The organism is Bradyrhizobium cedriense (assembly GCF_054602315.1).
This window is the reverse complement of the sequence record NZ_JBTSWB010000003.1, coordinates 25599-38239: the sequence shown is the minus strand read 5'-3', so window position 1 is coordinate 38239 and position 12641 is coordinate 25599. Positions and strand designations below refer to the sequence as shown.

Sequence of the window (12641 nt, the reverse complement as noted above, 5' to 3'; positions counted from 1 at the left end):
AAACAGCCTGGAGATGATGGTGACGGACTACGTGAAGATCGAGAAGGGCCTTGGGCCCGAGGGCCGGATTGCGGTGGTGCGTTTCGACCGCGGCGACGGCATCAATGCACTCTCCCCGGAGGCGCTGCGCCAGCTCACGGCGGCGGCGCGCAGCTTCGAGGATGACGCCGCGACATCGGTCGTCGTCTTGACCGGCAGCTCGGGCGCGTTCAGCGCCGGTTTCGACCTCAAGGACGCGGAGGGACGTTCGCGCAAGGAGATGGATCTCGGCACGTTGCGGCGGCATCTCAAGCTCGGGCCGCGCCTGACGCACGCCTGGCAGGAGATGGAGCAGATCACGATCGCGGCGATCGAGGGTTTTTGCGTCGGCGGTGGGGTGGCCCTCGCCGTCGCGCTCGACTTCCGCATCATGGGCCGCAACGCGCATTTGCGCGTGCCCGAGATCGGGCTCGGCATGAACATGAGCTGGCAGAGCATCCCGCGCATGCTGCATCTGATGGGACCCGCCCGCACCAAGCAGGCGGTCATATTGGCCGACCAGCGCATCAGCGCTGACGAGGCCTATGAATGGGGCCTGGTGGAGCAGGTGACCGACCCCGGCCATGCGTTCGATGCGGCCATGGAGCTGGCCCGGAAGGTCGCTGCGCAGCCGCCGCTTTCGGTCGCCATGACCAAGCTGACCGTCAACCGGCTCGCGCATGCGCTGGACGATCTCGCGAGCCACATGGATGTCGATCAGTTCGCTCTCGCCAGCCTGAGCGAGGATCACAAGGAGGGCGTGGAAGCATTCCTCGCCCGCCGCAAGCCGCGCTTCAGGGGGCGGTAGATCAGGAAGATGATCCCGTCGGAAGATGAATTTCCTTCGCGCGTGACGGATCAGGAAAACTTCGTCCAATTCTTCGCAAATATCTGACATTGCAAGGAAGACTGGAAACGGCGATGGTGCGTGCTGCGGTGCAGCGCGCTTCACCCGGCCGGCATCGCGATTCACCCCCGTCGCTCCATGCGACCTGATTCCCGTGAGCGGCGCGGGCAAGCGAACTATTGTGAATGAAGGCCGTCTCCATGAACGCCCACCAATCGCTCGCGATCGGACAGCCGATCGAAAAGCTTGAAGCGATTTCACCTGCCGTGACCGGACCGGATCCGATGGTCCGTTTCGAAGGCATCTCGAAGACATATCCCGCCCATCGCGGCAAGCCCGGCGTCATTGCGCTGGAGAACATCGACTTCGCAATTCCGCGCGGGTCTATCACCGGCGTGATCGGCCGCTCCGGCGCCGGCAAGTCAAGCCTGGTGCGGCTCATCAATGGGCTGGAGAAGCCGACCAGTGGCCGCGTGGTCGTCGACGGACGCAACATCTCGGCACTGGCTGGCCGCGAGCTGCGCCTGGCGCAGCGCTCGATCGGCATGATCTTCCAGCACTTCAACCTGCTGTCCTCGCGCACGGCCGCGGACAACATCGCGCTGCCGCTGGAGATCGCCGGCTGGGCCAGGATCGACATCAAGGCCCGTGTCGCCGAGCTGCTGGCGCTGGTCGGCATTGCCGACAAGCACGATCGCTATCCGTCAGAGCTCTCCGGCGGCCAGAAGCAGCGGGTCGGAATCGCGCGAGCGCTGGCGACGCGGCCGAGCGTGCTGCTGTCGGACGAGGCGACCTCGGCGCTCGATCCGCAGACCACGCGCGCGATCCTCGACCTGCTCGCGAACATCAACCGCGAACTCGGCGTAACCATCGTGCTGATCACCCATGAAATGTCGGTGGTGCGCCAACTCGCCAAGGAGGTCGTCGTGCTCGACGCCGGCCAGGTCGTCGAGAGCGGCCATGTCGCCGATATCTTCGCCCATCCAAAACATGCCATCACGCAGTCCTTCCTGGCCGAAGTGATCGGCGACAGCCTGCCGCTGTCGCTGGCGAACCGGATCGTGGCGGAGCCGCCTGCCAGTGGGCAGGCCGTCATCCGAATCCAGGTGGGCGGGGCAGGGGCCGGCGACACGCTGGTCGCAAGGCTCGCACGCGAGCGCGGCCTCGACGTGTCGCTGCTGTCGGCGCGCCTCGACGAGATCGGCGGCCAGCATGTGGGCACGCTCGTTCTCGGCATTCCCCTCGGTGTTTCCGACGGCGGTGACGCGGTGACCCGGACGCTGGCCTTCCTGTCTCAACATCAATTCTCGGCGGAGCATCTCGGCTATGTCGCCTGAACTCATCAAGCTCATCATCCAGGCGACCGGCGAGAGCCTCTACATGGTCGGAATCGCCGCGCTGCTCGGCACCGCCTTCGGCCTGCCGCTCGGCGTCTTCCTCGCGACCAGCCGCAAGGGCGAGTTGTTCGCGGCCCCCATCGTCAATCGCGTGCTCGGAATCGTCGTCAACGCAGCGCGGTCCACCCCGTTCATCATCCTCGTCGTCGCCATCATCCCGTTCACCCGCCTCATTGCCGGCACCTCGATCGGATCGACCGCCGCGACCGTGCCGCTGACGATTGCCGCCACGCCCTTCATCGCGCGCCTGGTCGAGGCTGCGATCCGCGAGGTCGACGGCGGCCTGATCGAGACCGCATCCTCGTTCGGCGCTTCGCCGCTTCAGATCGTGTTCAAGGTGCTGATCCCAGAGGCGCTGCCGGGCCTGCTGCTGGCGCTCACGCTCGCCGTGGTCAGCCTGCTCGGCTACTCCGCGATGGTGGGCGCGGTCGGCGGCGGAGGGCTTGGCGATCTCGGCATCCGCTACGGCTATCAGCGCTTCATGCCGGAGATGATGCTCGCCGTCGTCGTCGTACTGATCGCGCTCGTGCAGCTCGTCCAGAGCGCCGGCGACCATCTGGCGCGCCGGGTCAATCGCCGGCTGCGCCATCGCTGACCCAAGTCAGGCAGCCAGCCTGGCGCGTCGCAGGGTCTCCGAGGGCAGCTCGGAGAAGTGGCGCTTGTAATCGAGCGAGAACTGGCTGAAGTGCCAGAAGCCGTGCTGCACGGCGACGTCGTAGACGGAGGTCGCGGCGCCGCCGGCACGCTTGAGGTCGCGTCGTACGCGATTCAGCCGCATCGCGCGCCAATAGTGCATCGGGCTGGTGCCCACGACCTCCTGGAAGCAGTAGCCAAGCTTGCGCGGGCTTGCACCGACCCTCTTGCAGACCGCCAGCAGGGAGAGGGCACGGTCGCCGCTGTCGTGCATCAGCTCGCGGGCGCGATCGACGGTGCGCCGACGGGCCGTCGCGCTGCGGCCGGGATCGCTGGGACGCGCCGACGGCAGCATGTCCATGATCTCGACGAGGAGGGCGTCTTCCAGCGCCTGCCGGGCGACCGGATCGTTGAACTGTTCAGGGGCGGTCGTGACGGTGTCGTGGATGGCGGCAAGATGGGCGCGCAGCCGAGCGACCGGCGCCTCCGCCGTCTCGATCACCCGCAGTTGGTGCCAGACGGCGCGCGGCAATTCGACGTCGAGCCGGGCCGCAAGCTCAGCGATCAGCATCGTGCTGGCGACGACACCACGCAGTTCGAAGGCCTTCGGCGTGCACATGTCGATCTCGGCATCGATGCTGGCGAGCACGCGGGCGCCCCTGGCACTGGTCCCATTGCAACTAACCTCGGCATCGTCGTGCCAGGGCAGGCCGATCGCAAAGCTGTCGGCGCCGAGCTGGCCATACTGGCGCACCTGCTGGCTGGTGATCTCGCGGAACACCTCGACCCGAGGCAACGAAAGCTGCGTGAAGCTGCCCCTGAACGCGCCGGCGCTGATCTGGTCGTAGCTGAGTCGCCAGCGGCCGAGCCCGGCGCAATGCTCGTCGACATCCGTGCTGCTGGCCTGAAACAGGCCGGCAGCCGAGTCTTGAATCGGAAGAGTTGCGCTTAAGGCCATGACAGCACGTTGAAATTCACCAGCCAGCAGCTAGCAAGAACTACGCCAGACTGGCATGGCCACGGCCCCTGTCCAGCAAAATATTGCTGGATCTCGATAACGCTCGGGAGCGCTCGGGTGCAGTCTTCCTCCCCGGCCGTCCCGACACCGGAGTCGGGATGGCCTTTGCGGAGGATCGAAATGCGACCGACCGAGATCATGCGCGGCAGCCCGCCCGCGCCGGAGGCCCAGGTGACCCGCGCCAACTGGCGCAGCTTTCCCGCGATCCGCTGGGGCTTTACCCACACCCGCGAGGTGCTGCCGACGGCGGAGGTCCGCCGCTCAGCGCACCCGACGCCGATACAAAGCGCGCCGCACGAACTTCAAAAGGTCGGCTTCACTGCGCCCGACGGCAAGCCGACCACGATCGAGGCCACGCTGCGCGAGACCTTTGGCGATGCGCTGCTGGTCATGCATCGGGGCACGCTGGTCCACGAATGGTACGGCGACGGCATGAACGCGATCACGCCGCATCTGATCTGCTCGATCAGCAAGTCGATTGCCGGAACGCTCGGCGGCGTGCTCGCCGCGCGCGGGGTGCTCGATCCCGAGGCGAGGGTGGTCCGCTACGTGCCGGAGCTGGAGAGCTCGGTCTACGGCAGTTGCACCGTCCGCAACGTCCTCGACATGACCGTCGCGATCCAGTTCGAGGAGGACTACGAGGACCCCGCCGGCGACGTCGCGCGCTACCGCTTCTCATCGGGCTGGGATGTGCCGCCGCCGGGCATCGAGCCCGGAAACCAGCGCACCTATCTCACCACACTGCGTGGCACCGGCAAGCCGCACGGCAAGGTGTTTCACTACGTCTCGACCAACACCGAGGTGCTCGGCTGGGTCTACGAGCGGGCCTGCGGACTACCCTATGCGCGCATCCTGTCCGAATATCTGTGGCAGCCGATGGGCGCTGAGGAAGACGGCTCCATGTCGCTCGACAGCCACGGCATGGGCCGCATCGCCGGCGGTCTCTCGGTCACCGCGCGCGATCTGTTGCGCTTCGGCGAGATGATCCGCAATCGCGGCTTGGTCGAGGGACGGCAGGTCGTGCCGGGCTGGTGGATCGACGACATCCACGAGAACGGCGATCACCAGGCCTGGACCGACGGCGACCTCGCCGATATCTTCCCGGGCGCCCGCTACCGCAGCAAGTGGTACACGATCGATCCCGCACGCAACGATCTCGCAGCAATCGGCATCCACGGCCAGTGGCTCTATGTCGACGCGGCCACGGACACCGTCATCGTCAAGTTCGCGACCCAGCCCAAGGCGATGGACATTCCGCTCGACCATCGCTGGCTCGCCGCCTTCCGCGCCATCACCGCGCATCTCGCCCCGCGCTGACCTCTGGACATCATCATGCTCGACACCGTCAAAGACACAGCGCAGGCGCAGGCCGCGACACCACACCCACTCGATCCCCTGACTGCCGAGGAAATCGCCGCGGCATGCACGCTGGTACGTGCAGCGGCGACCTCACCGGAACATTGCCGCTTCCCGACGGTGCGGCTTGAGGAGCCGACCAAGCAGGAGCTGGCGGCGGGTGGGGTGGGGCGCCGTGCTTTCGCGCTCACGCTCGACGTGACGACGGGCGAGGCAGTCGAGCATGTCGTTGACCTCGGCCGCAACGAGATCGTCACGCGCAAGGTCATTCCGAACCGCGAAGCGCCCTACGGGCAGCCGCCGGTGATGCTGGAAGAGTTTTTCAAGTGCGAAGCCGTGGTCAAGGCCGATCCCGGCTGGCGCGCGGCGATGGTTCGGCGCGGGCTCACCGAGAAGGACATCGAGCTGGTCCAGGTCGATCCGTTCTCCTCGGGCTTCTTCGACATGGAGTTCGAGCGCGGCGCGCGCATCGTCCGCGCCGTCAGCTTTTTCCGCGAGCATCTCCAGGACAACGGCTATGCGCACCCGATCGAGGGCGTTGTCGCCGTCGTCGACCTGATCGCCGGCAAGGTCATTCACCTCACGGACGCAGATCCGATCGTGCCGATCCCGCGCAAGAAGCGTAATTACGGCGCGCACGAGGTCACCAACCCGCGCACTGACATCAAGCCGCTGCATATCGAGCAGCCCGAAGGCACGAGTTTCAAGGTCGACGGCTGGAAGGTCGACTGGCAGAAATGGAGTTTTCGCGTCGGCTTCACGCCGCGCGAAGGCCTGGTGCTGCATCAGCTCAGCTATCAGGACGGCGCGCGCAAGCGCTCTCTGATCCATCGCGCCAGCGTCACTGAGATGGTGGTGCCCTATGCGGACCCGACCGACAACCATTTCTGGAAGTCGGCGTTCGACGCCGGCGAATACGGTCTCGGCATGCTCGCCAATGCGCTCGAGCTTGGCTGCGACTGCCTCGGCAACATCCATTATTTCGACGTGCCGGCGGCCGACAACAAGGGCGAGCCCTTCGTCATGCAGAACGCTATCTGCATGCATGAAGAAGACTACGGAATTGCCTGGAAACACTACGAATTCCGCAATGGACTGTTCGAGGTCCGCCGCTCGCGCCGCCTCGTCATTTCGTTCTTCGCCACCGTCGGCAACTACGACTACGGCTTCTACTGGTACCTCTACCAGGACGGCACGATCCAGCTCGAGGCCAAGCTGACCGGCATCATCCAGACCGCCGCCGTCCCATCCGGCGAAAAATACAAATGGGGCGGCATGGTCGACGACAATCTCGGCGGGCCGACGCACCAGCACTTCTTCAATGTGCGCATGCACATGGATCTCGACGGCGGCGGCAACACCGTCACCGAGCACGACTTCGTGCCGCGGCCCTGGGGCCACGACAATCCCCATGGCAATGCCTTCGACACCACGACGCGCGTGCTATCGCGCGAGCGCGATGCGGCGGCGATCGCCAACGGCGAGACCGGCCGGTTCTGGAAGATCAGCAATCCCAACGAGAGCAACTCGGTCGGCAACGCGCCGGCCTACAAGCTCGTCGTCAATCCGAGCCCATTGATGCTCGCGCAAGAGGGCAGCTACGTCCGCAGGCGCGGCGGCTTTGCGACCAAGCACGTCTGGGTCACGGCGTTCGATCCGGCCGAGAAATACGCCAGCGGCGACTATCCCAACGTCCATGCCGGTGGCGACGGCCTGCCGCGCTACGCAGCGCAGCACCGCAACATCGAGAACGCCGACATCGTCGTCTGGCACTCCTTCGGCCACACCCATATTTGCAAGCCCGAGGATTTTCCGATCATGCCGGTCGAATATGCGGGCTTCGTGCTGAAGCCGACCGGATTCTTTTCGGCGAATGCGGCGGGCGACATCCCACCGGACCGCAACAGCCGCAGCGTGCTCGCGGGCGACGAGCAGGGTGCCAGCCGCTCATGCTGCCACGGGAACAACGCGTAGCGTTCGACAGGCGGCCCGTACAACATCGGCTCGCAATTGCCGGTCGCGGAGAATTTCGCGACTGCGAGAGGACGACTGGTTTCCGAATGTAGCCGACGGATCAGTCCACGACGGCTCTGTCGAGTAGTGCACATTGACTCGCGCATGGACCCATTGCCGCACGGCTTATTCCCCAGTCTCGATAAATTCTAACTTCGTATCTCTCGCACTCCAAGATCGCCTGAGCTAGGCGAGGCATCAAGAACGATACCGGCAAAGCCGGCAGTGCGTGGGGCCTCGAAGACGTGACCGACCTCCAACTTTCTTCGCGTGACGACACGCGTCGTCGACAGATGCAGCTGCTTTTCCTCGGGATGGTCAGCACATTCTCCCTTGTGGTTCCCCTCGGTTCCGTGGAGGCGCAGACGCAGATTCCCGCTGTAACCGTGGAAGCGCCGGCGCAGCGCGGCCGTCCCGCGGCGACTGCTTCGTCGCGAAGGGCAGCGGCAACGCGCATCGCACGCGCCAATCGTCGTGCTCCGGCGCAGCAGGCCACCCCAACGCAGTCGGCATCATCGAACGGCGCCACGGGCGAACGCGCCAATGGTCCGGTGCGCGGTTTCGTAGCGACGCGCAGCGGCACCGCCACCAAGACCGATACGCCGCTGATCGAGACGCCGCAGTCGGTGTCCGTCATCACCACCGACCAGATCCGGAACCAGGGCGCAGTCTCGATCGGCGAGGCCCTGCGCTACACTGCCGGCGTGAGCGGCGACGTCAATGGCGGCTCGGACACCCGATTCGGCGGCCTCCAGATCCGCGGCTTCGACATGACCATGCCGGGCCTCTACATAGACGGCTTGCGGATTCCGTCCAGCAACTACGTGCATTTCAACGGCCTCGATCCCTATGGGGCCCAGCGCATCGAGGTGCTGAAGGGACCGTCCTCCGCGATGTATGGCGGCAGCGGCACCGGCGGCATCCTCAATTATGTGACCAAGCTGCCGACCGCGCAGCAGTTCGGCGAGGCCTCGATCTCAGGCGGCAGCTTCAACCGCTACCAGGGGCAGTTCGACATGGGCGGCCCGGCCAACAAGGAAGGCACCGTGCTGTGGCGCCTGACCGGCGTGGTTCGCGATGGCGAGACCCAGGTCGACTTCAGCAAGGACAACCGCGTCTTCATCGCGCCTGCCGTCACCTTCAAGCCGAACGACGACACCACCATCACCTTGCTCGCCAACTACCAGAAGGACCGGGCAGGGTGGGGCCTCCAGTTCCTGCCGGCCTCCGGTACGGTCTGGCCGAACAATGGCCGCACCATTCCGGTCTCGTTCTTCGCGGGCGTGCCGGGCTTCGATGCATTCAACACCGAGATCGCGACCGTCGGCTACCAGCTGGCGCACAACTTCACCGACAACGTCACGTTCCGGCAGAATCTGCGCTACGCCTATCAGCACAACGAGGAGAAGGTGTTCTACGGCGGCGGCTATACGAATGAGGCCGCTGGGCAGCTCGCGCGCTTTGGAAGCTACAGCAACTCCTACATCAACTCCTTCGCGGTGGACAATCAGCTCCAGGGCAAGTTCACCACGGGCTTCCTCAGCCACACCACCCTGGTCGGGATCGACTACCGCAACACCACGTTCCGCGACACCGCGTATGGCGTCACGACGTCAGCCCCCGAGATCAACGTCTTCGACCCGGTCTACAGCTACGACTGGACCATCGGCGCCATCAGCGACAATACCGGCGTCAAGCAGTCGCAGGTCGGCCTCTATGCGCAGGACCAGATCAAGCTCGGCCGGCTCTCGTTCCAGCTCGGCGGCCGCCAGGATTTCGTGACGACGCAGGTCGATAGTGGGCTCGCCAATACCTCGGTCTCGAAGGACGCGTCGGCCTTCACCGGCCGCGCCGCCGTGATGTACAATTTCGACAACGGCATCGCGCCCTATTTCAGCTACTCGGAATCCTTCCTGCCGGTGCTCGCGACGGCTTCCGGCCAGTTGCTCAATCCGGAGACGGGCGTCCAGTACGAGGTCGGCGTCAAGTACCAGCCGCTCGGCTGGAATGCGCTGTTCACCTTCGCCGCGTTCGACCTGACGCGCGACAACGTCGTCATCTATCCGCCGCCGACATACACTGCCGAGCAGATCGGCCAGGTGAAATCGCGCGGCATCGAGATCGAAGGCACCATGTCGCTCGCCGACGGCTGGAACCTGCGCGCCGCCTATGCCTATGTCGATGCCGAGCTCTCGCGGGATCCGGTCAATCTCGGCAAGGCACCGACGACCGTGCCGCTCAACCGCGCCTCGCTGTGGAGCGACTACACGCTCCAGAGCGGGCGGCTCGCCGGCCTTCAGTTCGGCGGCGGCATCCGCTACGTCGGCGCGACCTGGGGCGACGATGCCAACACGTTCAAGGTGGGAGCCTCGACCGTGCTGGATGCGCTGCTCGCTTACACCAAGGACAATTGGCGCCTGTCGCTGAACGTCACCAACCTGGCCGACACGCGCTATGTCGCTGCGTGTTACAGTCTGTCGGGCTGCTTCTACGCGGAAGGGCGCAAGGCCATCGGCAAGCTGACCTACCGCTGGTGAATTCGAACGGGAGACGGTCCGGCTCTGCGGCCGGACCCGCTGGATGAGAGTGGAAGACGATGAGGGCGATATTCGGCAGGCTGCATCGCTGGGCGGGACTGCTCACGGCCGGGTTCCTTTTCTTCTCCGGCATCACCGGCGCGATCATCTCATGGGATCACGAGCTCGACGACGTCCTGAACAGCCACCTGTTCGACGTCAGCAGCAAGGGCCCGGCCATACCCTCGATCGATCTCGCCAAGATGATCGAGCAGCGCGATCCCCGCGCGCGCGTCGTCTATCTCTTCATGACGCCGGAGGAGGGCCACTCGCTGTGGTTCTTCGTGATGCCGCGGATCGACCCGGCGACCGGCAAGCGCTACCCGCTCGACTACAATCAGGTGTTCCTCGATCCCAACACCGGCGCGGAGCTCGGCCGGCGTTATTGGGGTGCGGTCTGGCCGGTGACGCGAGAGAACTTCGTCTCGTTCCTCTACAAGCTGCACTATACGATGCACATCCCGGAGTTCTGGGGCAGCGACCGCTGGGGCATGCGCGTGCTCGGCGTGATCGCCATCATCTGGACCATCGATTGCTTCGTCGGATTCTACCTGACGCTGCCTTCACGGCGGCGCGCCAGGGCGGCGCGGGCGCCTGAAGTCGCGCGCCAGCTCGAGCGCGGCTTCTGGGCGCGCTGGGCGCCGGCCTGGACGATCAAGACCTCGGGCAGCGCCTACCGGATCAATTTCGACATCCACCGCGCCTTCAGCCTGTGGACCTGGGGCGTGCTGTTCACCATCGCGTTCACGGCGTTCTCGCTGAACCTGTATTTCGAGGTGTTCTCGCCGTTGATGAAGATGGTGTCGAACTACACGCCGACGCCCTATGAACAGCGGCCCTATCGCGGTCTCGACGATCCCATCGAGCCCAAGGTCAGCTTCGCCGTTATCGCGGCCCGCGCGGCGGCCGACGGCAAGGCGCGCGGGTGGACGACGCCGGTCGGCGCCATCAGCTACGGCCCGGCTCATGGCGTCTATGCCGCCGCGTTCTTCCATCCCGGCGACGACCACGGAGCCGGCGGCGTCGGCCCGGCGCAACTCTACTACGACAGCGAGGACGGCCGCCCCATTGGCGAGCGGCTGCCCTGGGTCGGCACCGCCGCCGATATCTTCGTGCAGGCGCAGTTTCCGTTGCATTCGGGCCGGATCGTCGGGCTGTTCGGCCGCATCCTGATCTCGATCATGGGATTGGTGGTGGCAGCGCTATCGGTCACCGGCGTGGTGATCTGGTGGCGCAAGCGCCGCGCCCGCGTCCGCGTGCGCGAGACGGCCGCGATGCGCTTGAATGGGCAGCAACTCACGCCGGCGGAGTAGGGTGTGCGGGGGCACTTCACGGATGAACCTTCGTACCCGACCCCGGCACAAAGACTGGAGATCGCTCCCAGCCTTCCGGACATCGCAATGAGATCGCTCACCTTGCTCTGCCTGCTCGTCCTGGCTGCGCCCGCCCAGGCGGCCGCGCCGGAGCAGAACTATCTCGATCTGCGGGACCGCTACATCGCGAAGTTCTCCAAGGCCAAGGAGAGCGACGAAGTCAATAAACAGCACGATGCCGCCCTGAAGGAGCTGGCAGGCGTGCTGCGAGCCGTGGTCGGACCCGTCACGATCAAGGGGCTGCCGGCCGAGGGCAGGTCGAATGTCGACACGCTCTTCAAGGACGACATCGGCTTCGGCCATCTCGACGGGCTCGCTTTCGGGTCCGAAGGCGGCAAGACGCGGGCCGTGGTGACGACCACGGCCTTGCTCAAGCATTGGCTGCGCGAGCACCGCGACGACGGCATGCCGCAGGAGACCGGCGCGGCGATCAAGGCGGACCGCTTTTACTATCATGCGATCCAGGACGCCGCCTTCGCCAAATATGTCGAGCTGCCGGTCACAAAGCCCGCATCCGCCAGCGCAGCGGTCGCCGTGCTCGGCCTCCGCGGCAATGGTGATCTCAAGGGCCCGCCGGACGAGATCGACGTCGTCGCCATTAAGAATGACAAGGTCTTCTTCATCGCCACATCGGACGCCGTGAAGACGGCTGAAATCCCGGCTTGCGAGAAGGTCTGGAAGCAGATGATGGCCAAGCCGGTCGTCAAGAACGACCCGCGCGGCGACATGACCCGCGAGGACAATGCGATGACCGCCTACACGACGTGCTTTGCCAAGGAAGCGCCAAGCCAGAGCTGGTTCGCGGCGGCCGTCTCGAAGGCGCAGAGCCAACTGGATCGGTTGCCGCTGCGCTAGATACGGGAGCAGGGCAGACTAGGCGACCAACTCGACCGACTCGCCGGCCTCGTCGATCAGATGCACGCGCTCGATGTCGACGCGCGGCAGCAGCGATCGAATCTCGTCTTCCTGCATGAGGCTGAACGCCGTCGACAATGCGCCCGCGGCGGACGCGCTGCGATAGCACAAGGCTCTGCCAGGAGCAGTGGCCGCCGGTTCCTTCGATACCGAAGCAGACCAGCAGGGCCGCACCCATGCCCGTGATTCGCATAAGGTATATTATGGAATATCTTTATATACAGTCAGATCAGATATTTAGACGAAGCTCCTGATATCCTGCTTCGCGTCGAGCGCGGTTTTCGGCCCGGGACTCGAACGTCGTCCCAACTCTTGACGGCTACTGTGCATGGGGTTGTTTTCGCACTTTTTGTCCGGCCCATGTCCCTCACGCCGATATTGCCGTGACGTTGTCCGGCTGCAATAAGCGAGGCCTCGCGAGATCGCAGATGACCTTGAGACCGACCGTTCGTATAGGTTTGCATCTCAGAACAACAACAAACCTTCCGAGGAAGC

At 65.1% G+C, this 12641-nt stretch carries 9 protein-coding genes; 8 read left to right on the top strand and 1 reads right to left on the bottom strand.

Annotation, left to right across the window (positions count from 1 at the left end):
- The first annotated feature begins 19 nt into the window (after positions 1-19).
- From ACYCVF_RS11770 to ACYCVF_RS11760, 3 genes are all read left to right on the top strand, one after another.
- Entirely contained in the window at positions 20-826 is an 807-nt protein-coding gene (locus tag ACYCVF_RS11770) for an enoyl-CoA hydratase/isomerase family protein (RefSeq protein ID WP_459595689.1), read from the top strand.
- A 224-nt stretch (positions 827-1050) separates the two neighbouring features.
- Positions 1051-2202 carry a methionine ABC transporter ATP-binding protein gene (locus ACYCVF_RS11765; protein ID WP_459606427.1) on the top strand — a complete coding sequence of 384 codons (1152 nt, stop codon included), beginning with the start codon at positions 1051-1053 and terminating at the stop codon, positions 2200-2202.
- On the top strand, positions 2192-2857 hold the full coding sequence (locus ACYCVF_RS11760; protein ID WP_459595687.1) for a methionine ABC transporter permease: 666 nt from the start codon (positions 2192-2194) through the stop codon (positions 2855-2857). Before ACYCVF_RS11765 ends, ACYCVF_RS11760 begins: the two co-directional genes overlap by 11 nt.
- A gap of 6 nt (positions 2858-2863) precedes the next feature.
- Here ACYCVF_RS11760 and ACYCVF_RS11755 read toward each other — a convergent pair whose 3' ends face one another.
- Positions 2864-3853: a helix-turn-helix domain-containing protein gene (locus ACYCVF_RS11755; protein WP_459595686.1), complete on the bottom strand. Its 990-nt coding sequence runs from the start codon at positions 3851-3853 to the stop codon at positions 2864-2866.
- A gap of 180 nt (positions 3854-4033) precedes the next feature.
- On the opposite strand from ACYCVF_RS11755, the gene ACYCVF_RS11750 reads away from it, so the two are divergent.
- From ACYCVF_RS11750 to ACYCVF_RS11730, 5 genes are all read left to right on the top strand, one after another.
- Positions 4034-5230, top strand: a complete 1197-nt coding sequence (locus ACYCVF_RS11750) for a serine hydrolase domain-containing protein (RefSeq protein ID WP_459595685.1) — start codon at positions 4034-4036, stop codon at positions 5228-5230.
- Positions 5231-5245: 15 nt separating this feature from the next.
- Positions 5246-7243, top strand: coding sequence for a primary-amine oxidase (locus tag ACYCVF_RS11745; RefSeq protein WP_459595684.1), 1998 nt, complete (start codon positions 5246-5248; stop codon positions 7241-7243).
- A gap of 590 nt (positions 7244-7833) precedes the next feature.
- Complete coding sequence (locus ACYCVF_RS11740; protein ID WP_459596451.1) at positions 7834-9819, top strand: TonB-dependent siderophore receptor; 1986 nt, start codon at positions 7834-7836, stop codon at positions 9817-9819.
- A 59-nt stretch (positions 9820-9878) separates the two neighbouring features.
- On the top strand, positions 9879-11171 hold the full coding sequence (gene fsrB, locus ACYCVF_RS11735) for a siderophore utilization protein FsrB (RefSeq protein WP_459606428.1): 1293 nt from the start codon (positions 9879-9881) through the stop codon (positions 11169-11171).
- A gap of 87 nt (positions 11172-11258) precedes the next feature.
- Positions 11259-12086, top strand: a complete 828-nt coding sequence (locus tag ACYCVF_RS11730; RefSeq protein ID WP_459595682.1) for a hypothetical protein — start codon at positions 11259-11261, stop codon at positions 12084-12086.
- Positions 12087-12641: the final 555 nt, after the last annotated feature.

What these genes read in the sequence shown, in the direction of transcription:
- ACYCVF_RS11730 (WP_459595682.1), top strand. Translation starts at nt 11,259, where the DNA reads ATGAGATCGCTCACCTTGCTCTGCCTGCTCGTCCTGGCTGCGCCCGCC.
- ACYCVF_RS11760 (WP_459595687.1), top strand. Translation starts at nt 2,192, where the DNA reads ATGTCGCCTGAACTCATCAAGCTCATCATCCAGGCGACCGGCGAGAGC.
- fsrB (WP_459606428.1), top strand. Translation starts at nt 9,879, where the DNA reads ATGAGGGCGATATTCGGCAGGCTGCATCGCTGGGCGGGACTGCTCACG.
- ACYCVF_RS11765 (WP_459606427.1), top strand. Translation starts at nt 1,051, where the DNA reads ATGAAGGCCGTCTCCATGAACGCCCACCAATCGCTCGCGATCGGACAG.
- ACYCVF_RS11755 (WP_459595686.1), bottom strand. Translation starts at nt 3,853, where the DNA reads ATGGCCTTAAGCGCAACTCTTCCGATTCAAGACTCGGCTGCCGGCCTG.
- ACYCVF_RS11750 (WP_459595685.1), top strand. Translation starts at nt 4,034, where the DNA reads ATGCGACCGACCGAGATCATGCGCGGCAGCCCGCCCGCGCCGGAGGCC.
- ACYCVF_RS11745 (WP_459595684.1), top strand. Translation starts at nt 5,246, where the DNA reads ATGCTCGACACCGTCAAAGACACAGCGCAGGCGCAGGCCGCGACACCA.